The 22,981-nt window shown below is 44.2% G+C and carries 25 protein-coding genes; 9 read left to right on the forward strand and 16 right to left on the reverse strand.

Features of this window, described 5'->3' with window-relative positions; genetic code table 11:
• Positions 1–10 precede the first annotated feature (10 nt).
• Positions 11–1,102 (reverse strand): uroporphyrinogen decarboxylase, encoded by a 1,092-nt coding sequence (gene hemE, locus GVO63_RS12690; protein ID WP_159580329.1) that lies wholly within the window; start codon positions 1,100–1,102, stop codon positions 11–13.
• Between the two features lie 266 nt (positions 1,103–1,368).
• Entirely contained in the window at positions 1,369–2,202 is an 834-nt protein-coding gene (nudC, locus tag GVO63_RS12695) for an NAD(+) diphosphatase (RefSeq protein ID WP_159580331.1), read from the reverse strand.
• 156 nt (positions 2,203–2,358) lie between these two features.
• Between nudC and rsd the strand changes: the two genes are divergently transcribed.
• The 5 genes from rsd to GVO63_RS12720 all read left to right on the forward strand — a co-directional run bounded on the left by rsd (position 2,359) and on the right by GVO63_RS12720 (position 5,517).
• Positions 2,359–2,823, forward strand: a complete 465-nt coding sequence (gene rsd, locus GVO63_RS12700) for a sigma D regulator (RefSeq protein ID WP_159494034.1) — start codon at positions 2,359–2,361, stop codon at positions 2,821–2,823.
• A gap of 35 nt (positions 2,824–2,858) precedes the next feature.
• The gene (locus tag GVO63_RS12705) at positions 2,859–3,332 is read left to right on the forward strand and encodes a transcriptional repressor (RefSeq protein WP_159580333.1); all 474 of its coding nucleotides are present in this window, start codon (positions 2,859–2,861) and stop codon (positions 3,330–3,332) included.
• Entirely contained in the window at positions 3,322–3,786 is a 465-nt protein-coding gene (locus GVO63_RS12710; protein ID WP_159494059.1) for a chemotaxis protein CheX, read from the forward strand. The genes GVO63_RS12705 and GVO63_RS12710 overlap by 11 nt, the downstream gene beginning before the upstream one ends.
• The gene (locus tag GVO63_RS12715; protein WP_159580335.1) at positions 3,776–4,213 is read left to right on the forward strand and encodes a secondary thiamine-phosphate synthase enzyme YjbQ; all 438 of its coding nucleotides are present in this window, start codon (positions 3,776–3,778) and stop codon (positions 4,211–4,213) included. Before GVO63_RS12710 ends, GVO63_RS12715 begins: the two co-directional genes overlap by 11 nt.
• Positions 4,214–4,314: 101 nt before the next feature.
• Positions 4,315–5,517 (forward strand): OmpA family protein, encoded by a 1,203-nt coding sequence (locus GVO63_RS12720; RefSeq protein ID WP_159494031.1) that lies wholly within the window; start codon positions 4,315–4,317, stop codon positions 5,515–5,517.
• A 144-nt stretch (positions 5,518–5,661) separates the two neighbouring features.
• On the opposite strand, the gene dnaB is transcribed toward GVO63_RS12720, so the two are convergent.
• The 5 genes from dnaB to GVO63_RS12745 all read right to left on the reverse strand — a co-directional run bounded on the left by dnaB (position 5,662) and on the right by GVO63_RS12745 (position 10,105).
• Positions 5,662–7,047 (reverse strand): replicative DNA helicase, encoded by a 1,386-nt coding sequence (gene dnaB, locus GVO63_RS12725; protein ID WP_159494030.1) that lies wholly within the window; start codon positions 7,045–7,047, stop codon positions 5,662–5,664.
• A gap of 115 nt (positions 7,048–7,162) precedes the next feature.
• Positions 7,163–7,633 carry a hypothetical protein gene (locus tag GVO63_RS12730; protein WP_159580337.1) on the reverse strand — a complete coding sequence of 157 codons (471 nt, stop codon included), beginning with the start codon at positions 7,631–7,633 and terminating at the stop codon, positions 7,163–7,165.
• Positions 7,634–7,997: 364 nt separating this feature from the next.
• Positions 7,998–9,011 (reverse strand): DUF4097 family beta strand repeat-containing protein, encoded by a 1,014-nt coding sequence (locus tag GVO63_RS12735; protein ID WP_159580339.1) that lies wholly within the window; start codon positions 9,009–9,011, stop codon positions 7,998–8,000.
• A 13-nt stretch (positions 9,012–9,024) separates the two neighbouring features.
• Positions 9,025–9,537: a hypothetical protein gene (locus GVO63_RS12740; RefSeq protein WP_159580341.1), complete on the reverse strand. Its 513-nt coding sequence runs from the start codon at positions 9,535–9,537 to the stop codon at positions 9,025–9,027.
• Positions 9,530–10,105, reverse strand: coding sequence for an RNA polymerase sigma factor (locus GVO63_RS12745; protein ID WP_159580343.1), 576 nt, complete (start codon positions 10,103–10,105; stop codon positions 9,530–9,532). The genes GVO63_RS12740 and GVO63_RS12745 overlap by 8 nt, the downstream gene beginning before the upstream one ends.
• A gap of 117 nt (positions 10,106–10,222) precedes the next feature.
• Here GVO63_RS12745 and GVO63_RS12750 point away from each other — a divergent pair, with 117 nt between their 5' ends.
• Positions 10,223–10,873, forward strand: coding sequence for an MOSC domain-containing protein (locus GVO63_RS12750; protein WP_159580345.1), 651 nt, complete (start codon positions 10,223–10,225; stop codon positions 10,871–10,873).
• Between the two features lie 22 nt (positions 10,874–10,895).
• Here GVO63_RS12750 and GVO63_RS12755 read toward each other — a convergent pair whose 3' ends face one another.
• The 5 genes from GVO63_RS12755 to GVO63_RS12775 form a co-directional block, all read right to left on the reverse strand.
• Positions 10,896–12,008, reverse strand: a complete 1,113-nt coding sequence (locus GVO63_RS12755; protein ID WP_159580347.1) for an MBL fold metallo-hydrolase — start codon at positions 12,006–12,008, stop codon at positions 10,896–10,898.
• 426 nt (positions 12,009–12,434) lie between these two features.
• Positions 12,435–12,887 (reverse strand): 50S ribosomal protein L9, encoded by a 453-nt coding sequence (gene rplI / locus GVO63_RS12760; protein ID WP_012519953.1) that lies wholly within the window; start codon positions 12,885–12,887, stop codon positions 12,435–12,437.
• A gap of 26 nt (positions 12,888–12,913) precedes the next feature.
• A complete protein-coding gene (gene rpsR, locus GVO63_RS12765; protein WP_012519954.1) occupies positions 12,914–13,141 on the reverse strand; it encodes a 30S ribosomal protein S18 in 228 nt (75 codons plus the stop codon).
• 11 nt (positions 13,142–13,152) lie between these two features.
• Positions 13,153–13,554, reverse strand: coding sequence for a 30S ribosomal protein S6 (gene rpsF / locus GVO63_RS12770; RefSeq protein WP_014951120.1), 402 nt, complete (start codon positions 13,552–13,554; stop codon positions 13,153–13,155).
• Between the two features lie 120 nt (positions 13,555–13,674).
• On the reverse strand, positions 13,675–14,934 hold the full coding sequence (locus tag GVO63_RS12775; RefSeq protein ID WP_159580349.1) for a HAMP domain-containing sensor histidine kinase: 1,260 nt from the start codon (positions 14,932–14,934) through the stop codon (positions 13,675–13,677).
• A gap of 264 nt (positions 14,935–15,198) precedes the next feature.
• Here GVO63_RS12775 and GVO63_RS12780 point away from each other — a divergent pair, with 264 nt between their 5' ends.
• The 3 genes from GVO63_RS12780 (at position 15,199) to GVO63_RS12790 (ending at position 17,778) form a co-directional block, all read left to right on the forward strand.
• Entirely contained in the window at positions 15,199–15,486 is a 288-nt protein-coding gene (locus tag GVO63_RS12780) for a YebG family protein (RefSeq protein ID WP_159494026.1), read from the forward strand.
• 157 nt (positions 15,487–15,643) lie between these two features.
• The gene (locus GVO63_RS12785; protein ID WP_159494025.1) at positions 15,644–16,453 is read left to right on the forward strand and encodes an ABC transporter ATP-binding protein; all 810 of its coding nucleotides are present in this window, start codon (positions 15,644–15,646) and stop codon (positions 16,451–16,453) included.
• Complete coding sequence (locus GVO63_RS12790) at positions 16,453–17,778, forward strand: ABC transporter permease (protein WP_159580351.1); 1,326 nt, start codon at positions 16,453–16,455, stop codon at positions 17,776–17,778. The genes GVO63_RS12785 and GVO63_RS12790 overlap by 1 nt, the downstream gene beginning before the upstream one ends.
• 22 nt (positions 17,779–17,800) lie before the next feature.
• Here GVO63_RS12790 and GVO63_RS12795 read toward each other — a convergent pair whose 3' ends face one another.
• From GVO63_RS12795 to GVO63_RS12810, 4 genes are all read right to left on the reverse strand, one after another.
• Positions 17,801–19,384: a PAS domain-containing methyl-accepting chemotaxis protein gene (locus GVO63_RS12795; protein WP_159580354.1), complete on the reverse strand. Its 1,584-nt coding sequence runs from the start codon at positions 19,382–19,384 to the stop codon at positions 17,801–17,803.
• A gap of 154 nt (positions 19,385–19,538) precedes the next feature.
• On the reverse strand, positions 19,539–21,044 hold the full coding sequence (locus tag GVO63_RS12800; protein ID WP_159580356.1) for a sensor histidine kinase: 1,506 nt from the start codon (positions 21,042–21,044) through the stop codon (positions 19,539–19,541).
• Positions 21,045–21,110: 66 nt separating this feature from the next.
• Positions 21,111–22,202, reverse strand: coding sequence for a methyl-accepting chemotaxis protein (locus tag GVO63_RS12805; RefSeq protein ID WP_159580358.1), 1,092 nt, complete (start codon positions 22,200–22,202; stop codon positions 21,111–21,113).
• Positions 22,203–22,476: 274 nt separating this feature from the next.
• Positions 22,477–22,848, reverse strand: a complete 372-nt coding sequence (locus GVO63_RS12810) for a hypothetical protein (RefSeq protein ID WP_159580360.1) — start codon at positions 22,846–22,848, stop codon at positions 22,477–22,479.
• Positions 22,849–22,981: the final 133 nt, after the last annotated feature.

Genomic DNA, 22,981 nt, shown 5'->3' on the forward strand with positions numbered 1-22,981 from the left:
TTGAAGTCGCTTACTTGTGATATTGCTTACTAAGTTCGTGTACCGCATTAACGAATACACCTGCGTTTTCTGGTGGTACGTCTAAGTGGATGCCGTGGCCTAAATTAAATACATGGCCACTACCTTCGCCGTAACCTTCTAAAATTGAGGCAACTTCCTGCTCAATACGCTGAGGCTGCGCGTAAAGCATAGAGGGGTCCATATTCCCCTGAAGCGCTACTTTATCGCCAATGCGTGCTCGCGCTTCTTTGATATCGATGGTCCAATCTAGCCCAACGGCATCACAGCCAGTCGCCGCAATTGATTCTAACCACATACCACCGTTTTTAGTGAACAAGGTTACGGGCACTTTACGCCCTTCGTTTTCGCGGGTAAGTCCACTAACAATTCGCTCCATGTACTGAAGCGAAAACTCTTTGTAGTCACGGGGAGATAGCACGCCGCCCCAAGTATCAAATACCATGACAGATTGTGCACCCGCCGCAATTTGAGCATTAAGATATTCAGTTACGGAATCCGCAAGTTTTGCTAGCAGTGCATGAAGCGTTGCTGGCTCTGCAAATGCCATTTTCTTGATTTTGGTAAAGGCCTTGCTTGAACCCCCTTCGATCATGTACGTGGCGAGGGTCCATGGGCTTCCAGAAAAGCCAATAAGAGGAACTTCACCTTTGAGTTCTCGTCGGATAGTACGAACCGCATTCATAACGTATTGCAGTTCACCCTCTGGATCAGGCAGACCAATTTTGTCGACGTCCGCTTTGCAGGTAATGGGGTTTTTGAAGCGAGGGCCTTCGCCTATCTCAAAATAAAGCCCCAGACCCATAGCGTCGGGAATTGTCAAAATATCTGAAAACAGGATAGCCGCATCCAACGGAAAACGACGCAAGGGCTGTAACGTAACTTCACAAGCGAGTTCGGCGTTTTTACAAAGCGACATAAAATCCCCGGCTACAGCACGAGTCGCCTTATATTCTGGCAAGTAACGACCTGCTTGTCGCATCATCCATACAGGTGTGACATCTACCGGCTGTTTAAGCAACGCACGCAAATAACGATCGTTCTTCAACGCGGGCTTATCAACACTGGGGAAATTTTGCGACATATAACTCACCTAAATAACAGAAGATAATTAAGCGCGAAAGTATACCAGCATTCTTTATAAGGTGCGCTAAAACCTGCGTTAAAAATCAATGTTTAAACGACAATGTCGTTGAAAAAGCCATAGTGTCGAAAATAAAAGACGAATAAACCTTGAAAAAATTACTTGCACTAATAAAAGGGGTTTGTTATCAATATAACACTTAAATAAAAGAAGCCCTCGAATGGGACCGTGCTAAACTTATTGAAACCCTGCCTCAGCAGGGTTTTTTATTTGTTGCCGATCAGAGACACCGTTTCTGCAATAAGCTGTCCTGCGATTGACACTTTCGGTGGAATATTTGGCAGATTATCAATGTCGAACCACTGTGCGTCGTCTATTTCGTTTTCTTGGCAGCGGATTTCCCCCTCATCGTACTCAGCAATAAATCCGACCATAAGCGAGTGTGGAAATGGCCAAGGCTGGCTGTGGTAGTATCGCAGGTTTTTCACCTTAACCCCGACTTCTTCAAATACCTCTCGGTGCACTGCTTGCTCTAGACTTTCCCCACTTTCAACAAAGCCTGCCAATGTTGAGTACATATTGGACTCTCTGTGACGAACTCCCTTCGCTAACAGTATTTTTTCGTTATTGTGAATTGAGACGATGATACACGGTGAAACACGCGGATAGCTACGATGCTGACAACGATGACAGTGCATTGCCATTTCCCAATCTACTCGCTCCGCCTTCGATCCGCATTGGCCACAAAATTGGTGAGTACGTAAGAAATGTATGTATTGCCATGCCCTTCCGATGACCGAGAAAGCAATATCATATTCAGCAAAAAGAAGTTGTCTTAACGATACACGCTCCCAACCGGGTTCATTAATATGCTCTGCCCCTAAATCCACCACAAAAACGGGTACATCTCGATGGGCAGTTTCATTCAAAGGGGGGAGTTGATGGATATCGTCGATGTAGGACGCTAAAAACGGGATTTCACTCAAATAAGCGATAGGAATAGACTCTGACGACTCTTGAACAACTAATTTTCCTCGACTAAATAGCACCCACATTGCCTGTTGGGTTGTGAGTTTCGCCTCGTCTAGTTTAATCATCATACACATCGCCTCTGTAGTCTTACCCTAAAATAGTACACTATTACTCGACGGGAGTAATCGTAACGCCCTAAATCTGAACTTTTTCTAGCAAAATTTGTGTCGCAAGAGCACGGTGTTATACTGACGCTATTGTCGCCAGACGAGTAGCACATCAATATGTTGCAACAGCTAGAAAGCGTTAAATCTAAATGGGGTGGTAAAAGTCATGTTATCGACCGATGGTTGATGGACAGACAAGCTCTGTTAGTGTCTTTTTGTGAATTGGCAGGTATTAACAAGCAAAGTGAGTGTTTACCGGATGCCGACGAAATTACGCGTTTCTGTAGCGCTCTGCTTGATTACTTGTCTGCAGGACACTTTGAGGTTTTTGACATCTTAGTGGAAAATGATAAAGAAGGTCTCGACTTAAGAGACAAGCTCTATCCCGAATTGTCGAAAACGACTGACGCCGCTCTTGCATTTAATGATACGTTTGCACAATCAGTAACGCTTGAACAGGCTGCTGATTTAGATTCAGCCTTAGCATCGCTAGGTGAAACACTGGAAGAGCGGTTCATGTTGGAAGATGAGTTGATAGCTCACGTACACACAAACAAACGTGATCCAGAAGTAACACGTTAATATAATAATGAAAGTCGAGTTTACGGTTATCATCAATGAACAAAACCACACTTATTCATAAGGCACGGGCGTATTGCGAACAGCGCGGCGCTAGATTCACACCTCTACGAGAAAAGGTGTATGAAATTCTTGTGTCAAAGCACGGCCCCATGGGTGCCTATGAACTTCTCGACTCTTTGAAAGAAACTGAGTCTAGCGCTAAACCTGCAACCGTCTATCGCGCTCTCGATTTTCTTCTGGATTTTGGGTTAATACATCGTCTAGAGTCGACCAACGCTTTTGTTGCGTGCTATCACTTTGGTTGTAATCACCCCGTCCAGTTTTTAATTTGTGATAGCTGCGGTGATGTCGCCGAAATACAGTCTGAGGGGCTAAAAGACACCCTTGATAGTCAAGCTCAGCAACATGGTTTTAAAATATCAAAACAAACTATAGAGGCGCATGGACTGTGTGCCGATTGTCAAAAAACGGAAGCGCAATCTGAATTGGAGAGTGTACATGAATGCTGATTTTGTGAACCCGTTTATCGCTGGGCTTCTCAATGTGCTTGAAACAATGGCACAGACAAAACTAACACCTGGAAAGCCGAAGCGTAAGCAAAACGATATAGCTAAAGGTGATGTCTCAGGGCTTATTGGCATGGTAGGCCCCGATGTTAGAGGGTCAATGTCTATCACTTTTGAAGAGTCTCTAGCACTTACAATTATGGAGAGGATGGTAGGCGAGCGTCCTGAGAAACTTGATGCTGAAGTGGGTGATATGGTTGGTGAAGTGACCAACATGATTTGCGGTAACGCAAAGCGCGATCTCGCTGAACGCGGTTATGAATTTGGAATGGCCACCCCGATTGTCGTATCGGGAAAGCAACACACCATTAGCCATCAGGTAGACGGCGCTAAAATCATACTTCCCTTTATGTGTGATGAAGGCTTAGCGTATTTGGAAATTTGTTTTGACAAATAATGTCTGGCAGTCTGAAAAAATTACACTCAATAGTTACCCGAGGGGCTTTCATCTGATTACTCCCCTCGTTGAATCAGCCTTGCCGAGCATCCGTCAAGTCGAGGTTGGCTTACTGCATTTATTTCTTCAGCACACCAGCGCTAGTTTAACAATAAACGAAAATGCTGACCCGACCGTACGCCAAGATATGGAGGCTTTTTTCAACCATAGTGTAAAAGAGGAGCTTCCTTTTTTCAGGCATACTTATGAAGGTAAAGATGATATGCCTGCACACTTAAAATCGAGTATACTAGGCTGTCAACTTACTATTCCTGTCCAACAAGGCAAACTTGCACTTGGCACGTGGCAGGGTATCATGCTCGGCGAACACCGAGATCATGGTGGAAGACGAACTATTATTGCCACATTACAAGGGATTGCAGCCTAACCCATATTATAAATGGCACAATTTGTGCTAGTGTATTTCACTAAGCACAACACAAAATTATCTAAAATCGATAATCACTCAACGTTAAACAGGATGTGACTATGAAACAACACTTTAAAATGGCAGCGCTATCTCTTGCTGTACTTTCATCTACCAGTGCATTTGCTCAAGACTCTTCTGAGCCTGCTTACAAAAGCTGGTTTGGCGGCTCTGCAATGTATTACAACACAGACGAATCTAGACCGTTCGACGGCGGCGTAGCAGACGATAATGGCGTTGGTTTGTCATTAGAATATGGTTTTCGCTTTACACAAAGCTGGGCTGCTCGTGTTGAATTCACTGCGCTAGAGTTAGATTACACAGATGTAAATGGTAATTCTGCTGACGATGACGGCGAAATGACTGGCGTTGATGTAATGTACTTTATGCCTAATGATCAATGGTACTTATTTGGTGGTGTTAAGCGCCAGGCAGTACTTGATTCTACCACGCTTGGTAATATCGGTATTGGTAAGCACTGGAATGTTCATGAGAATGTTAAGCTAATTACAGAAATCGCTGCGTATCACGACTTTGGTGAAGATTACAACGATTACAGCGTAAAGCTTGGTCTAGCTGTGCCGTTTGGCAAAGCAACACCTTCTGCGCCTAAAGACAGCGACAACGACGGCGTTGTTGACGGTAAAGACCAATGCCCAATGACGCCAGCTGGTGTTCGCGTTGACGCGACAGGCTGTAGCGTTGATAACGACAACGACGGCGTTCTAAACAGTGTAGACCAGTGTCCTAACACGCCAGCTGGCACTAAAGTAGACGCAACTGGCTGTGCAATCAAAGATGCTGACAATGACGGCGTTGTAGACAGCAAAGACATGTGCCCTGACACACCGGCAGGCGTAAAAGTTGATGCGAAAGGCTGTACAGTGTTTGACGAAGAAACCGTAGAAATCACACTACGCGTTCTTTTCGACAACGAAAGTGCTGTTGTTAAAATGCCAAAAGATCCAGAAATCTCAGAATTCGCTGAATTCATGAAGCAGTATCCTTCAACAACGGCGGTAATTGAAGGTCACACTTCTGCACCAGGTACTGAAGCATACAACATGGACCTTTCTAAGCGTCGTGCTGCTAACTTCAAAGAAGTTATGGTAGACATGTACGGTATCGACAGCTCTCGCCTAGAGACCATCGGTTACGGTGAAACTCAGCTTCTAGACGAAGGCAACAACGCTGAAGCACACCGTGTTAACCGTCGCATTTCAGTGACAGTTAAAGACACAGTGAAAGTAGCTGAAGAAAAGTAATTCATTTGAATTGAAAAAAGGCGCCGACTGGCGCCTTTTTTGTGTCTGTCATTTTTGGCAGGCTGAAAATAACGTAAAACCGTATTCGCCTTATATCAATCCGTATAGATCATTGCCCACTCAAAAAGCGCTGGGCAAAGCACATCAATATTCGTCGGCTATTGCAGGACCTGCATAGTTATCAAAACGCGAAAACTGCCCCTGGAACGTGAGTCGACAAGTGCCTATAGGGCCGTTACGTTGTTTACCAATAATAATCTCTGCAATGCCTTTATATTCACTGTTCTCGTGATACACCTCGTCACGATAAATGAACATGATAAGGTCGGCGTCCTGCTCAATTGAGCCAGATTCACGAAGGTCAGAGTTAACAGGGCGCTTGTCAGCACGCTGCTCTAGCGTACGGTTGAGCTGAGAAAGCGCGACAACAGGCACTTCGAGTTCTTTCGCCAGCGCTTTAAGTGACCGCGAAATTTCAGCAATTTCTAATGTTCGATTATCGCTCAATGAAGGGACCCGCATTAACTGCAAGTAATCCACCATGATAAGACTGATGCCACCGCGCTCCCGCGCTAACTTGCGGGCCCGACTTCGCACATCCATAGGCGTAAGTCCCGAAGAATCATCCACAAATAAGCTATCTTTATCTTTGAGCATAGCCATGGTGTTAGAAATCCGCGCCCAATCCTCGTCATCGAGCTGTGCAGTACGAATCTTGGTTTGATCAACCCGGCTTAACGATGCGAGCATACGCATCATGATCTGCTCTGAGGGCATTTCAAGACTGAAAACCAACACAGGTTTTTCTTCTGCCATCATCGCATTTTCAATCAGGTTCATGGCGAACGTGGTTTTACCCATTGATGGACGAGCAGCCACAATAATAAGGTCGGATGGCTGCAAACCACTGGTCATTTTGTCCAAATCAGTAAAACCCGTTGTAACACCCGTCACTTCTTTATTGGTTTTCACCAATTCTTCAAGGCGGTCAATGGTTTTACCGAGAACAGACTCCACATCACGAGGCCCCTCATTCTCTCCCGTTCTGCGCTCGGCAATTTCAAATACTTTGCTTTCTGCGAGATCGAGGATATCAGCGCTGTCTCGCCCCTCTGGGTTGTAACCAACTTCAGCAATTTCATGCGCCACGCCAATAAGCTCACGGGTGATAGCACGTTCACTGATAATTTGTGCATAAGACGCTACGTTTGCAGAACTCGGTGTATTTTTAGCAAGTTCACCTAGATAGGCAAAGCCACCTGCGTCTTCAAGTTCGTCGTGTTTTTCTAACTCTTCAGAAACCGTTATAAGATCAATAGGCTGGCTGCTGTTTAGCAAACGCGTAATTGCACGAAAGATGATCTGGTGGGAACGGTTGTAAAAGTCATTGTCAGTGACTCTTTCTGCAACTTTGTCCCAACTTTCAGGGTCGATAAGCATGCTGCCAAGAACAGATTGCTCAGCCTCAATGCTATGAGGTGGAACCTTCAATTTCTCAACACTTTTATCGTTTTTAGACGCAGACGCCACGACGTTAACCTATTCCAATGCACAAAAGTCAGTTAGATATTATGCGCTTTTAACGATCATCTCTCAACTAAGGAAGCTGCTCTTTTACTGCGATAGCATAAAAAGACATCTATGGTTAAAGGGTTTTCTCTAACTTTAGAAAAGTGCCATCTACGAGCGTATACGCGTGACTGTTTTCTTGAAAAATCAGCGTAGAACCAATAACGGCGCGGTTATCTGAACAAGTCAGATTGACTTGGATAATTTTGTCATCGCTAAAATCGAGTGACGACGGCGCCAAACCAAATGCGGCATGAAAATCTTCTCCAGTCATCTTTTCGGCTGTATATACAGGAGACTCACAGAGCGCCTGGTCTAACTTTGCAGTATTTTGTTCATACGTGACGGACCGGCCAAGAAACTGCTCTGATTCTGCGGATGAATGGGCACTAATACCGACATTGTAGGCCTTAGTGACAACCCAAGTTCCTTCGTAATAAGCCGGCTCTTGAACAGCACAACCTAAGGTTAGCGCACATATCCCGAACGCACCGATGATTAGGCTATGAAATCGCCAAAACCTTTTGACGTGTCCAACAATACTCAATTTGACCTCCATTTATAAAATAGTTAGCTGTGCAATTTTCTAGGCATAGCGCACAGCATATCTACTGTGTATCTAGGCGGTGTTGATCTATGCTGTGCACTTTTGCAGCAGGGCTGTTTCGCGATTAACATGCTTTCATATAGACCATAATTCGTACAGCAAAGATCAACACGCCCTAAGAGCATTTAAAACCAACTTTTGCTACTTTTGCTACTTTTACGCGTCGAATCACACATTTTAGCGGCCAAACAAAAAAGCTGCGGTTACTCGCAGCTTTTCAGTAATCACCACATCTCTGATTAATAAATGTGGACTAAAAACATTTTTTCAACCTAAAGTTTCAATTGGCTTACCTATAGCTTATTCACTTTTGGTCTATTTCAATACGACCATGTACCGTAGAGATGTCTACATTTGCGGCACCTCCGTTATGGAGAAAACGTAGCCAGCTACCCGGGCCATACTTCGGCTTTTGCGACTTTTCATCGCTTATATTATTCACAATATTGCCGCCAGCATGGGTTTCAATATCAAATTGTGCAGATACACCGTCTTGAAAGACGAATTCCATTGCGCCGCCCACAGAGTTCGCCTTAACACTCCCGTTTTTGTTAAGCCCTAAACTTGCGAAAGTGCGTCCGTTAACAGTATTAATTTGCAAGACATCGACCGCTTGGAGGGATACATCAATTCGGCCATTTACTGTTTCTAACGATACATCTGGGCTATCGGAGGTGATATCGAGCTTGCCATTTACCGAAGCAAAGCTCACAGGCGTGTTGCCTGAGTGTGTCGCTTCAATTTCACCGTTTACCGTTTCCGCCTCTAACCGGCCTCTCACATTTTCAAGAACAATGTCGCCATTGACCGATTCAACCTCTACACGCTCACCAATATTTTTAAGTGTGACATCGCCATTCACAACTTCAACGTCAACCGCTTTTGTTATACCTTCTGCAATAAGGTCTGCATTAACCGCTGTGTAATGAAGGTCGCTTGCCGAAGGTATATAAATAACAAGGTCGTCTCCATCTTCACCTTTATCGAACCAGCCCTTTGAATGACGCTCCACTTCAACGTGTATGACCACGATATCTCCGCGTCTTTCAAAGATGAACTCATCGGTTTGTTCCCCAAGTTCACCGGTGACACGAACCTGGGACTTATCCCAAACTCGAATATCCGCTTTTCCGTTAATGTGCTCAATGTCTACTTTCGGCGAAGACGACGTATCGATGGTTTTTTCCACCTTTTCGCCCGCAAAGGCTGCTGTTGCCGTACTCAGTAACATGGCTGTTAATACCATTTTAGTGCTCATAGATGCCTTAAACGTGTGCATAAAATTGTCCAATAGCGTATTTTTCGTATTTATATTCATCGTTAAACCCTTATTAAATTTGCTGCCACTTTGGCGCGTGCACTCGCTCAATTAAGGCAATTTGCTGTTGATATACGTGATGCAGCATTTTGATTAATGCTGAGTTGTCCGGATCGTCTTTTAACGCCGCTTTGATCACATCTGCGGCATCGTCCAATTCTTTTAATTGTTCTTGCCAGTCTTCAGTTAGCGCTGTAGTACTTTGATAACTAGCGAGAAGACTATTTACTTGTTGCTGTTGCTGCATACTCATTGCGTCAATCATTGCATAGCCATCGCTTCTACTTTCATCTGCTTTAAACGCAAACGGCGCAGCGAACCACAATACAGTGACGAAACAAACGCTTGCGGCTATCGCTATCCAATGTCTCGATGTAACCGTAGTTGATATAGCGTCCTCATTAGATGAGTTATCTTGAGCTGATGCTATACCTAGCTCTATGCCTCGCCACAGATCTCGCTCGGGCTGCTTCTCTTTTGATAGCTCAGAAATATGCTGAGCAAGCTTGTCATCAAAATCACTCATCATCGACTCCCATAAAACCTTTCAATAGTTGCTTAGCACGGAAAAATTGCGCTTTGCTTGAGCCCGCTGCCATGTTCAACATGTTGGCAATGTCTTCGTGTCGGTAACCTTCAAGGGCATGAAGAACAAAGACCATTCTAGCTCGCTCAGGAAGGCGAATAACCAGTGCCTCTAAATCCACATCAGTACTATTTCCCTCAGCCGGCATCTCGTTAATACCGCTGTTTTCCAAGTTGAACATCCGCTGCACCCAGCCTTTCTGTTTACGCATATAGGAAATGGTAATGTTTGCTGTGACACTGTGTAGCCACGTAGAAAATTGGCTTTGGCCATCAAAATTGCCAAGCTTTTTCCATAGCTGAATAAAGACTTCTTGCGAAGCATCTTCTGCCATTCCCTTTTCACCTGTTAGCCGATAACAAAGCGCATATACTCGTCCGATATGTTCTTCGTAAAGGGACCTAAACGCCTGCTTATCGCCCCTTTTCGCTCTAGATATCAGCTCATCTTCGCTTTTGTTACCAAACACCACATTGGCGTGTACAACACGTTGTTGTGTGTGTTCCATTCTTTTCTCTTTGTTATTTGTGGTGCTGATTAGCATTAGCACTTGTTAGAGTTATAAGGTTAGTCGTACCCTATAGTAGAAAGGTTTAAATGCACAAAAATATTTTTTGGAGATACCATGTCTGCCACATTTACTGTTAATGCTTTGTTTGCTGGAAAACCTCAACCACTCGGTCCTCGTGGGGCACCGAGTAGTATTATGAAAAGCCCCGTCGACTCATTAACGGTACACATAGATGGAACCGATGAAGACGAACAGGCCAACAAACGCCTTCACGGTGGACCGGAAAAAGTGCTACATCAGTTCAATCCCACCAACTATCTGACATTAAGAAAACACTTCCCTGAAGGTGATTTTTCGTTGGGCAGTATTGGTGAAAACATCAGTGTAGAGGGCATGGATGATGCCACCGTATACATTGGCGATATCTGGAAGTTCGGCAATGTAGAACTGCAGGTAAGTGCACCCCGCGCGCCCTGCAGTAAAATCTCACAACGTTTCAACATTCCCAATTTAGATAGATTTGTCGGCGAACGGGGTATCACAGGCTGGTACTACCGAGTTATTAAAACCGGAACGATTAACGTTGGCGACGAAGTAACACTACTTCACCGCGAAGACGATACGGTTAATGTTCACACCTTAATGCAGTGCACTCATACCAAAGCCGACAAAGCACTGGCTCAAAAGCTCGCAAAACTTGAGCCGCTTGACGATGAGTGGCGCGGAAAATGCCAAAAAATTGCAGATAGAATTGCGGATAAATAGGCCTTTGATGTGGAGGCTGAACTTAGAAAGACGCTCGCTCACCTTCATTCAAAATAATCCACGGCATAGAAGGATTTAGCTGCTGCTTCATTTTCATCAATCGAAACAGCGCAGAATGTGAGGTTTTGTCTCCCATCATCCAGCTAGCATTTCCATAGCCCCAAGGCACTACGGCTTTACAGCCTAGGTCTTGGGCCGCAACAATGGCATCTTCGGGCGTAGTATGTACTTTGCGATACCATTTAGGAGAGGTTTCGCTGAAATAAGATGCTATGGGTAACAAGCAAACATCGATTTCCCCAAAGCGAGCTTTAATATCTTTGAAGTGCGGTGAATATCCCGTATCGCCCGCAAAGAACAATGTTTTGCCTTCACTCTTAAATAACCAACCGCCCCACAATGTAGCATTGTCGTCCTCGTACAAATAAGGCACCCAAATTCGGTTACTGAAATGATGGGCGGGCATGAAGTGAATAGAGGTTTTGCCTACGTTTTTGCTGGTATACCAAGCCATCTCGCTAATGGTATAGCCTCTATCAGGAAAGTGATCTGCGAAACCTAACGGAACAAGATATTCTGGCTTTGTGCCTAATTCGGCAATATCGGCCTTATTAAAATGATCATAATGGATATGGGAATAGACCACTGCATCGGTTTGAGCGAGCTTGTCTTCACCTACTTTATCAGGTTCTTTGCGGCTAAATCCTTCCGCCAATCGAAAAGCCCAGTTAACGGGCCAATCAAACTGGCCAAACACGGGGTCGATAAGTATTTGCTCGCCACCTGCGGTGTTAAGTAAAAAGCTGGCGTGCCCTAACCAGGTAACGGTAAAACCGGTGTGTAAGTTCACCGTCGGGTTATTGCCAATGAACTGACAATTTTGCATGTCACTTTCACATTCAATATCGGCAGATACCGGGTAGCAATCATGCTTACACGTGACGGGGTATGCTTTAAAACCGTCGTAAATATTGCTGAATCGGTCCTCATAACCCGGCTCGTCGGTGTACTTGATTACCGCATTTTCGTCTTCAATCTGAGTGACATAATTAGAACTGGCGCAACCTGTCATAACACTGGCTACTACAACTAGTAATGCCAGCAACGTCGTCAACTTCTTCAAACCCATTTCCATTTTTGATATCGCGTCCTTGTAGCTCCAACCTAGTAAGCGAGGCGCTTAACGGGCCGCCGCATTGATGTATCATTTACTTAATGGTGCTGAAAACCAGAAAACCTTAGTTTCGCGCTAGCACTAAGATATCAGTAAACAGCTAGTGTAAAGCGAGTAAGCATCAGCATCACAGTAAATTTGTAACAAAAGTAGATTGAATTGAGCCACCAATGTTACCTGGCACTCTGATTGCCTCACCTTCGCTAGCCTGTATATCAATTTACTTTAACAGATCTAAAACGTTATCAGTTTTTTCTGCTCTACTACTTACATGAGAAAATGCCGTGAAAGCAAAGTTTTTTAAGTTAGGCTTCTTTTTCAGCTTGAAGGGAAATTCAAAACAAAAAAAAGCCGCTCTAGGAGCGGCTTTTTCAAATACGTCAGCGATTACGCTTCAGCAATGATGATCACTTTGATTGAAGTGATAACGTCAGAGTGAAGTTGTAAGTCGATGTCATACTCACCAGTCTCACGAAGAGTACCAGTAGGTAGTTTAACTTCTGCTTTTTGTACTTCTACGCCAGCTGCAGTGATTGCATCAGCGATGTCACGAGTACCAACAGAGCCAAATAGTTTACCTTCGTCACCAGCAGGCGCTGCGATTGTAACTTCAGCAAGCTCAGCAACTTTTTCAGCGCGTGCGTTAGCAGCAGCTAGTTGCTCAGCAATTTTCGCTTCAAGTTCAGCACGACGTGCTTCGAACTTTTCAACGTTGTCTTTAGTTGCAGGAACCGCTTTACCCTGTGGGAAAAGGAAGTTACGAGCGTAACCAGACTTAACAGTCACTTGGTCGCCCAGGCCGCCAAGGTTGGCGATTTTATCTAGTAGGATGATATTCATCTTAGCTAACCCTTATATTCGCCAAATTACTTGTGTGAATCAGTGTACGGAAGCAACGCAAGGAAACGTGCGCGCTTGATCGCAGAAGACAGCTGACGCTGATATTTTGCGCTTGTACCAGTAATACGGCTAGGGACAATTTTACCGCTCTCAGTGATGTAGTTCTTAAGAGTAGCGATATCTTTGTAATCAATCTCAGTCACACCTTCTGCAGTGAAACGGCAGAACTTACGACGTCTGAAAAAACGAGCCATGGGTGATCTCCTTAAGCGTTGTCTTCAGTGGTTTCAGTTTTCTTTTCCGCGCGGTCTTGGCGAGGAGCAGAATCGTCACGACGCTCACGACGTGGCTCTTCTTTCATCATTGGAGAAGGCTCAGTCACAGCAGTCTTAGTGCGCATAACCATGTTACGTAGGATCACGTCGTTGAAACGGAAAGCATTTTCCAGTTCATCAACCGCTTCTGCAGACGCTTCAGCATTGATTAGTACGTAGTGGGCTTTGTGCAGCTTTTCAATTGGGTAAGCCAGTTGACGACGGCCCCAATCTTCTAAACGATGAATCTGACCACCGTCTTGCTTTAGGATTGTGGTATAACGCTCGATCATACCAGGTACTTGTTCACTCTGATCAGGGTGAACCATAAATACGATTTCGTAATGACGCATTATAGCTCCTTACGGTTGTAGCCTCGACAGTACAGCCGACTGTATGGAGACAAGGAACGAATTAGGTTGGCTGTAAGGGCGCGCATTATACGCACACTAAAGTAGTTGCACAAGCATTAATCAACAGCGAGAAGACATTAGCGAACTATGGCCGACATCGTTAACAAATTTTGAAATCGACCTATTTAAAGGAAAGGTGAACGTAAATTCGGTTTTTTTAGAATCTGATGATACGTCTATTGCACCATGATGAGCGCTTGCTATTTCAGATGCGATATAAAGCCCAAGCCCCAACCCCTCTTGCTTTTCATTCTCTTCGTTGCGCCAAAAAGGCTGGAATAGTCTTCGCATAGACTCGCCTGGGATGACGTTTCCACTATTACTTACACTCAATATAAAGTCAGTATGACTCGTGATAACTTTTACATCGATGGGATGCGCCTGGTCACCGTGAATTAACGCATTTTTCAATAAATTAGACAGTAACTGGCAAATTCGTTTTTCATCACAAACAACCTGATTAGCAATATCAACGTGAACATTAATTGTAGCTTGAGGATATGTTGTGGCCAGTTCTTCAATTGTGTACTGTATTTGTTTCGTAAGGTCTTTTGAAACATCAAGCTTTACTGGCAGTCCTTTACCCACCCGACTATAGGTGAAATCCATTGTATCATCTATCAAGCGCGCCATTCTTTGCACGCTGTTTTTCATACGCGACACCGCCTTAAACACAGGGATTTGTATCGAACTAGCTATTTCACTGTCTTTGATAATGTCGTCTAAAAAATTAATACCGATATGGATGGAAGATAACGGCGTACGAATATCGTGACCTAATATAGCGATATACTGCTCCTGCAGACGCGTCATATTTTTTACATCATCCAGTTGATTATGGGTTTGTTCAATATGTTCGTTTAGCTGTATTTGGTTAGAAATGAGTTTTGCAAAAGCACTAATCTGGCCATGAGTCATCTCGTTGCGAAGCTCTCTTGGCTCGGGATCAAGACCACACAAAGTGCCGAAGAACTCACCGTTTGCATCGTAAATAGGATAAGAGAAGTAACTTTCAAAACCGTACATAATAGGGATTGGATTATCGCAGTATTCTGCATCAGCAGATGCGTGATTAATCACTATTTCTTTTCTATTTATACGCACTGTGCGACAAAACGTTGTGTCTATATCCAAGTGGTCACCAGGCTTTAGCCCGAAATCTGCGTTATCTAACACGGCGCACATGGTCCAAGCTTGCTCAGTTACCCTTGCGACACAAATAAACCGAAGCTGAAAGCTGTTCGCTAATATTTCCATAATATGTGGAATCGCATCTATGGTAGCTACCGCTTTTATCTCTCGCGCAAGTTCCTTGCTCATATCAGTCGCCTTATTAATTTTTGATAGGTAGATGAACCAAAGTAGTGTCTGTCCATCCTATTTAGCGCTAGGCCGATGGCATAAAAATTACCATTCTGATTGAACCTTCAATGGAAATGTTTGTATCAGAAAAACTTCATTTTTTATAAAGTATAATACGCTAATTTATTGGCGGTACTATCCAAAAATATTTTTTAAACACTGTTTATTTATACAGTTAAATACTGTACAGTTTTTATCTCTTTCGTAAATAGGGGACCTACCATGGCCATTACCACACAGTATGTTGTTACGCACAAAGGGGTAGAAAAATTGGTAACTACCGACAAAAAAGAAGCCGATCAGTATGACAAAATGCTCGATGCAGCAGACAACCTAGCGGACTATATCCATGCTAAAGGCATTAAGCTTGAAGACAGTGTCGTAGAAGAACTCACTATCATGCTATCGAAAAACAAAGATAAAATTAGCAAGATATTCAAAGGTGCAACGGCTGAAAGCGTATTAGAAGACGAGAGCGCTGAAGTAGTCAAACTTAAAGCAAACGGCTAGCTAATATTAGGTTTCTGATTCATTACCTCGTTAGTAGAAGCAAATAATAAGAACAATAACCGCTTTACCGCCATGTTATTTGATAACATGGCGGTAAAGCGGTAGCTTATTTTTGATTGTGATGGGCTGTCCGCTCATTTCTGCGTCTACGAATTTTATGATGTATACATGGGTCGAGCGAAACGTGAATATAAGTGAGCAAAAGCAAAACGCGCAACACAAGAAAAAACAGTGTGTCACTGCAGTTGAAGTTACTAGCTTGCAATTTGCATATTCAAAAGAAAGTAAACCGATACTCGATATTGAAAAATGGCAGGTAGCGCGAGGAGAGCATGTTTTTCTCTCCGGTCCATCTGGTAGCGGTAAAAGTACTTTACTCAATTTACTCTGCGGGACGTTAACCCCATCCAAAGGCACTATTACATTACTAGAGCAGCCTTTTTCGTCATTGTCTAACCGACAAAGAGACAAATTTCGAGCACGCAATATCGGCGTGGTCTTTCAGCAGTTTAACCTCATTCCTTACCTTTCTGTGGCGCAAAATATTAATGCGGCGGTGTACTTTGCTGGTACAGGAAAAAACAAGAACAAAAGCCAAATTGAAACAACAACATATCAGTTGTTAAATCGACTTCAGCTTCCCGATAGTGTGTTACACGCTAAAGCTGATGCGCTCAGTATTGGCCAGCAACAGCGTGTTGCGATAGCCCGTGCACTCATTAATGCCCCTCAACTGTTAGTTGTCGACGAGCCAACATCAGCGCTAGATGCTGAGGCGAGAGACAGCTTTATGTCTCTGCTGAAAGACGTAGCGGCCGACAGTACCATGATATTTGTCAGTCATGACATGGCGATGAAGCGTTATTTCGACCGTCACTGCAGCATCTCTGAACTCAGTCGCCTTTCTCGCAGTCGCGCCACTTCTTGCAGTGAAGGAAAGACGGAGCCTACGCAGGAGCCAGTCTGATGCTAAGTACTATCGCAATTGAAAGTTTAAAACGCAGAAAAACAACCGCGCTACTCACACTTTTGAGCATTACGATTAGTATCAGCTTGTTGCTATGTGTTGATATTGTTCGTAGTCAGGTAAAAACAAGCTTTACCCGCACGGTTTCCGGCGTAGATCTTATTGTTGGCGCGCCGAGCGGGCAACTTAATTTGTTACTGTCTTCAGTCTTTAATATTGGCACGCCAACAAAAGGCATTGACTATAAAAGTATTGCCTCGCTTCAATCTAACAGCCAAGTTTCGTGGCTAATACCTCTCTCATTGGGCGATACACATCGCGGCTTCCGCGTTGTTGGTACAACAAATCGCTTCTTCGAACATTTTAAATATGGTGATATGCAGCATTTAGCCTTGTCACAAGGCGACGTATTTACCCAATCTTTGTCTACCGTTATTGGGGCTGATATAGCGTCAAAACTAGGCTATAGCGTTGGCGATAAAATAGTGATTTCTCACGGCTTAGGTAATGTTTCTTTTAATAACCACGACAACCATCCATTTACTATTTCTGGCGTACTTGAGAAAACAGGAACACCCGTAGATAAGGCTCTTTACGTTACACTTCAGGGCCTGGAGGAGGCGCATTCAGCGCCACAGCGAACATCGGTCTCTCTGGTTAGGAGACAGGCTGAAAATCAAGGTAATTCGGCTCATGAGCATGAGCATGAGCATGAGCATGAGCATGAGCATGATGAGCTTACATCCATTGATGTCAAAAGCAATGCATTCACGCCAAAGGCGGTGTCTGTTGTTATGTTAGGGCTTAAACATCGCGCCGCCGCACTTCAACTCCAGTACCAAATCAATCAAAGCAAGAATGAGCCGCTAATGGCTATTTTACCGGGTATGGCGCTAGCTGAGTTGTGGCAAATAATGGGTAATGTCGAAGCTTTGCTACTGGGGCTATCAGGATTGATTGTCGTCTGTGCGCTGATTGGACTTGCTACAATGTTGTTGGCAACAATGCGTGAGCGTTATCAAGAGATAGCAATACTGCGCACGATTGGCGCTGGTCCTTTTACCTTGCTATTACTGGTTCAAATTGAAGCTATGGTGCTAACGATACTAAGTGCGGCTTTAAGTATTGGGGTCGTTGCCGGATTAATGAGCATGCTTAAACCCTGGCTGAGCAGTACTTATGGGCTGTTTTTAAGCAGCCCATTATTCGGCAAAAGCAGTGGCGTTATATTACTGCTGATATTAGGCTGCACTTACCTCGTCTCTCTTTTGCCGGCTATCGCGGCTTACAAGCGCGGCTTGCATGCAGGTTTAAGTCAACACTAGTATTTCTAATGCGGTGGGCGATTTACTCTCCCACCCTTCCTGTTGTACTAAAACGGATAATAAGTTCATTCACTTGCGTTACCGTTTTGCGCAAGTCGTTACTTGCAACCAGTGACGCCTCTGATGAGCGCTGTGTTTCTGATGCACCATCTGCAACTTCAACGAGCTGTTGATTAATATGTTCAGCGACCGTGCTTTGCTCTTCGACCGCAGACGACATTTCTACAGTGGCGTCAGCAATACCTTTAACGGCAGTGTTGATTTCAAATAACGCGCCTCGCGTTTCTTCAACAATTGCACTGCCTTTCTCAGCAGACGCAAGCCCTTCATTTGAAACCCGTACCGCGCGCTCTGAGCGTTCAGCGAGTTCACTAATAATATTGTGAATTTTATCGGTGGACTCGCGCGTTTTTGACGCTAATGTTCTCACTTCGTCGGCGACTACAGCAAACCCGCGCCCTTGCTCACCTGCCCTTGCCGCTTCAATGGCCGCGTTAAGCGCTAGCAAATTGGTCTGCTCTGCGATAGTAGAAATAATGTTTGCAGCCTCGCCTATATCCGTCGTTGATTGAGCAAGTTCTGTTACGGTTTTTGATATAGACTGAACGGCTTCGCGCAGCTCAACAATTGCTTGCATCGCCTGCTCTGCTTTTTTATTACCCGTTGCCACGTTTTCCGCGGCAGACTGGGCGCTTTTAGCATTGCTTTCGACACGCTCTGCAACCTCTTGGATAGCCTGGCTCATTTGCGTAACTGCAGAAGCAATTTGTTGTGTCGCTTGATTTTGCTGAACAACGGATGCGCTGGTCCCTTCCGCTTGTTCGTGGGTCGTCTTGGCAATTTTATCTAAGCTCGCCGATGCATCTTTTATCCGCGTTAGCGCTGTGCGATTACGCGCAAGCTCACACCCAATAGCAAGTTTTACCCGGGCAATATGAGTTCGATCAGGAAAGTAAGTCTGCGCGACTGTTTCATCCGTGTAGCTTTCTGGGCTAAGTGACAGTATGGCATTCCATTCTTTCTTACTTTGTAATTGTTGAACCGCCATTAATATTAGCGCTCCAATAAATGCTATCGCACCAGCAACAAAGCCATGCGTAACCCCTAGCAGAATCGCTAAAAACACACCCGTAAGCAATGAAGGAAGCAACTGTTTAGACATATTCGCAAAGCGAGAGACCGGTGATACTGCAGATTTTCCTTCTTGTAACCTCGCGTAGACATGAGTTGCTCGCTCTATTTCTTTGTTTAAAGCAGGTACTCTGACGGACTCATATCCCACAATTGCCTTGCCATCATAAACCGGTGTTACAAACGCCGATACCCAGTAATGGTCACCATTTTTTCTTCGATTTTTGACCAGTCCTAGCCAACTTTGACCAGACTCCAAAGTGCGCCACATCTCCTTAAAAACCGCAGAAGGCATGTCAGGGTGTCTTATGATGTTGTGATTCTTGCCAATCAATTCATCTCTATTAAAACCACTTGCCTCGACGAATTCATCGTTACAATGCTGTATAACGCCTCGCTTGTCGGTAGAGGAGATAAGGCGGTGGTGTGCAGGAAACTTATATTCCTTCTGAGTAATTGGCTGGTTATTTCTCATCTAATACGTTCTCCGATTCGCAATGCGAAAATCCTTTTACATTAGGATCATTGCTTTCTCATAAGACTAGATCATAAAACGCTTCTGTCTAGTAAGTTAAGTGAATTAGAGAAATATTTAATTTTATCATGAAGTTAGAATATGGCTTTAAACTTTAGTTTAAAGGCAAAACGACAGTAACTTTCGTTCCTTTGCCCTCTGCACTGACTATATCTATTTTCCCATTATGTTCTTCGATGATGGTCATTGAAATTGACATTCCCAACCCGGTTCCTTGCCCCACTGGTTTGGTGGTAAAGAAGGGGGTGAAGACTTTGTCTAAGGTCTCTTGCGACATGCCCTCGCCTTCATCGTCAATAATAAGAAATAAGTTACTGTCGTCGCTCTCTATTCGTAAGTTTATTCCTTTGTCTTGGGGGGTTGCATGGATTGCATTAGTGAGTAGGTTGACCAACACTTGTTGAATTTGACCCGAATTTCCACTGAAGAAAATATCGTTTTCAGGTGCTTCAAACACAACTTTGTTTCGGTATTTGTGCAAGTTGCTTGTAAGCTTGATGGCGGTACTCATTGCTTCGATGGCACTGAGTTGGGAATGTTTGCCCGACCCCGGATATGAAAAACATCGCAACGCTTTGACAATGTCAATGATACGCTCAATTCCCTCGTGGGATTCATCAAACATTTCAGCTATTTCTGAAGCGCTTTCTCGCAGTGCATAGCGTTTCTCAAGCTGCAAAAACTTTTCTTCTATTTCACCACCGGCTAATTTACACAGGCTACCGATTTCATCGAGCGCACGCTGGTATTCGTTGAATATTTCCTTTGCCACCACAGTGTTACTTCGTACATAACCAATGGGATTATTGATTTCATGCGCAATACCTGCGGCAAGTTGCCCTAGCATTGCCATTTTGTCTGCACTCACCAGTCTCTCTTCTAAAAAATCCCGATCTTTTTTGATGCGACTCAATTCAAGCTGTCGAATGGACAGCTCACTTTTTTTATTTTGATATCGAGAGGTAATGTTCAGATAATGCTTGGTGGTGTCTAGGACATAAAGCGTTTCTTCATCGAGTTGATCATCTTTAGTTAGCAGTACCAGCCACGTATATTCACCCTCTGACATTTCGTGCATGAAGTGTAACAAGCGAGCCTCTTTCTTGGTGTCAGGTCTTGTCACAACACTTACACACCAATGAGAGTAGCCTTCTCTTAAATCTAACGGTGTCTCTTCAAACATCAATTCCGCTAAAGCATGAGAGGTTACCCAGCCGTGGCCATGCATCAAAACACGGTCGTCATTGCCTATGCATACTTTTTCGTTTTTCACCGAAAAGGCTTTACCACAAAAAGCACCGCTAAATTCAACGGCAGACTCCAATGCAGAAAAGATAAAACTTTCCCCAGACTTCGCCAAAGTGAGTTCAGATGCCGTGCGATTAAGATAGAGCAACTCGCGCTCGCGCTGCTTTGAGTCACTTAGGGCCTTTCGTAGCGCTTGGTTGGCAAGATAAGCATCTTGGGAGTAGGTTTCGAGAAATGATTCCGCGTTTTTTCGCGCGGTTTTCTGGCGTTTTAACTGACGCTCTAAAGAGTTAACGCGGGCTTCTAACGCTAAAATGCGCTCTTGCTCAGAGGATTGCGATGTGTCACTCAATTAAAAGCCCAACGTTTTATATGCTAACGATGAATATTACTGCTTACGTTTCAATCGTACATAGTTTTAACTATGCTGACTAACTAGACGATCAAGTAGCGTCATTACCCGTTCGCTTGCCTGTTCCATTTCTAATAGCTTAGCATCAGACTCAGCATCATTGCCATGTTGTTTAGCCTGAATGGCTGCAATACCGCAGCTATGAACTTTGGCATGTGGGGCCTCTATCTCCCTAAACGCGGCCGTTTGCCCTATGGGTTTACTTGCGTTGTCTCGATACCATAGCCCCAAGCGACAGCTTGCGTGATCACTAAACTCTGAGAGCGACTTACTGCTATATCCACACAATACAGAATAGACATCCGCTTTCCATACCACGTGATCCAACTTAACAGTTTGGATAAATGTAGACATCGCACCTTCGCTGATAGTCGATTTCATACTATCGCAATGTTGCACCATCGTTTCATAGCTTCCGTTTAGCTGGTTGATGCCTTTCTCAAGCTGTTCATTGTTACCACGCAGCTGATTTACACCTGAGACTGCTTTAGACGTAGACTGGATGATACCATTGACGAGCTCAGACACTTCCGTCGCAGATTTATTGGTCTCAGTCGCTAGTGCACGAACTTCATCGGCCACAACGCTGAAGCCTCTTCCCGCATCTCCGGCGCGCGCAGCCTCAATTGCTGCATTAAGTGCAAGAAGGTTGGTCTGATCAGAAATACTCGTAATGGTCGTCACGAACTTATTGATGTTGTCTGCCGTCGTCGACAGCCCGGAGATTCGCTCGCTCATGCTAACCATTTGTACATTAAGACCACTCATATCTGAGACAATCTTATTTAAGGTGGAAGCTGAATCGCTAAACAAATCATTGATATTAACTATCGATTGGCTTTCCGCATTGATTCGCTCATAAGAGCTTAGTACGGTTTCTCTGACGCCTTCGAGCTGCCTCAGCGCATCGATTAAACATCTCACCACGGTCGAATCGGATAGTGACGTGCTTTTATTTCTCGCAGTTTCTACTGTGTTAATAAGCTGGCTGTTTTCAGCTTCGAGCCGCTCTATTTTATCTAACGCGTCTTGAACTTTTGCTTCTAACGCTCGCACTTGCGATTCTTTTTCTTCGTATTTACTGCGAGATACAAACATTTATGGTTTCCAGTGTATTTATGAAATAGTTTTAACATTAACAGATTTTCAGGACCTTTACCTATTAGCCTGAAGTAGCGTTACAGGTTAAATATCGGAATAAAATCAAGAAGCTTAAGCATTAATATCAATTCGCATAGATAATTGCCCACTCAGAAGGTGCTGGCAAGTTTAAAATGTCCGTACTCTTTGTTGTGTCACTTTGATGTAGAACCACTATACCTGCGGTAACACGCCGCGATTACGAACATTTTAACTCTCGCTGAGTGGGTAATTATCCATGCGGATTGGTATAGTTCTTCGAAATGTGAGCTGAGCCAGTTTTAGGTAGTAAATGAGGAGCTAGATTGGGGCGTCGAGCACTTGTTTTTGGTCCATACCAAGTTGATAGATAATCGAGAATCACGGGTTCAGCGTCACCAAGTGGCCACAACTTTTGCGTGTCTTGCATCCAGCGAATGGTCTCTAACCAACGTTCACGACTCATGGCGTTTTGAGTGATAAGAGAAGGTGAGTGACATGCACTACAATGCGCTAGCACTGTATTGACGCCTTCTGCATTTACCAGACCTGACTGAGGCTCGATAGCGGGTTGAACATGTGCTTTTGATTGACTTTTAATGCTATAAAGCTCTGTATTTTTCATATCAGCGGCTGCATGTGGCAAGAAAAAAGCAGCTGTCAACGCGATAAGTCGAAATATTAAATCACCTAATCTCACTGCCTTTTTCCTCGAAAACGGATACGTAATAAAGTATACCAATCTGCATAGATAATTA

This window comes from Alteromonas sp. KUL106 (genome assembly GCF_009811415.1).
GTDB lineage: Bacteria > Pseudomonadota > Gammaproteobacteria > Enterobacterales > Alteromonadaceae > Alteromonas.

Bases quoted from the DNA above. Each gene is read 5' to 3' on its own strand.
- rplI (WP_012519953.1), bottom strand. From the start codon at position 12,887: ATGAATATCATCCTACTAGATAAAATCGCCAACCTTGGCGGCCTGGGC.
- nudC (WP_159580331.1), bottom strand. From the start codon at position 2,202: ATGATGATTAAACTAGACGAGGCGAAACTCACAACCCAACAGGCAATG.
- GVO63_RS12790 (WP_159580351.1), top strand. From the start codon at position 16,453: ATGCTAAGTACTATCGCAATTGAAAGTTTAAAACGCAGAAAAACAACC.
- GVO63_RS12810 (WP_159580360.1), bottom strand. From the start codon at position 22,848: ATGAAAAATACAGAGCTTTATAGCATTAAAAGTCAATCAAAAGCACAT.
- GVO63_RS12795 (WP_159580354.1), bottom strand. From the start codon at position 19,384: ATGAGAAATAACCAGCCAATTACTCAGAAGGAATATAAGTTTCCTGCA.
- GVO63_RS12740 (WP_159580341.1), bottom strand. From the start codon at position 9,537: ATGAGTGATTTTGATGACAAGCTTGCTCAGCATATTTCTGAGCTATCA.
- GVO63_RS12735 (WP_159580339.1), bottom strand. From the start codon at position 9,011: ATGAATATAAATACGAAAAATACGCTATTGGACAATTTTATGCACACG.
- hemE (WP_159580329.1), bottom strand. From the start codon at position 1,102: ATGTCGCAAAATTTCCCCAGTGTTGATAAGCCCGCGTTGAAGAACGAT.
- GVO63_RS12785 (WP_159494025.1), top strand. From the start codon at position 15,644: ATGATGTATACATGGGTCGAGCGAAACGTGAATATAAGTGAGCAAAAG.
- GVO63_RS12745 (WP_159580343.1), bottom strand. From the start codon at position 10,105: ATGGAACACACACAACAACGTGTTGTACACGCCAATGTGGTGTTTGGT.
- GVO63_RS12805 (WP_159580358.1), bottom strand. From the start codon at position 22,202: ATGTTTGTATCTCGCAGTAAATACGAAGAAAAAGAATCGCAAGTGCGA.
- GVO63_RS12750 (WP_159580345.1), top strand. From the start codon at position 10,223: ATGTCTGCCACATTTACTGTTAATGCTTTGTTTGCTGGAAAACCTCAA.
- rsd (WP_159494034.1), top strand. From the start codon at position 2,359: ATGTTGCAACAGCTAGAAAGCGTTAAATCTAAATGGGGTGGTAAAAGT.
- rpsR (WP_012519954.1), bottom strand. From the start codon at position 13,141: ATGGCTCGTTTTTTCAGACGTCGTAAGTTCTGCCGTTTCACTGCAGAA.
- GVO63_RS12720 (WP_159494031.1), top strand. From the start codon at position 4,315: ATGAAACAACACTTTAAAATGGCAGCGCTATCTCTTGCTGTACTTTCA.
- GVO63_RS12775 (WP_159580349.1), bottom strand. From the start codon at position 14,934: ATGAGCAAGGAACTTGCGCGAGAGATAAAAGCGGTAGCTACCATAGAT.
- GVO63_RS12705 (WP_159580333.1), top strand. From the start codon at position 2,859: ATGAACAAAACCACACTTATTCATAAGGCACGGGCGTATTGCGAACAG.
- rpsF (WP_014951120.1), bottom strand. From the start codon at position 13,554: ATGCGTCATTACGAAATCGTATTTATGGTTCACCCTGATCAGAGTGAA.
- GVO63_RS12710 (WP_159494059.1), top strand. From the start codon at position 3,322: ATGAATGCTGATTTTGTGAACCCGTTTATCGCTGGGCTTCTCAATGTG.
- GVO63_RS12780 (WP_159494026.1), top strand. From the start codon at position 15,199: ATGGCCATTACCACACAGTATGTTGTTACGCACAAAGGGGTAGAAAAA.
- GVO63_RS12755 (WP_159580347.1), bottom strand. From the start codon at position 12,008: ATGGAAATGGGTTTGAAGAAGTTGACGACGTTGCTGGCATTACTAGTT.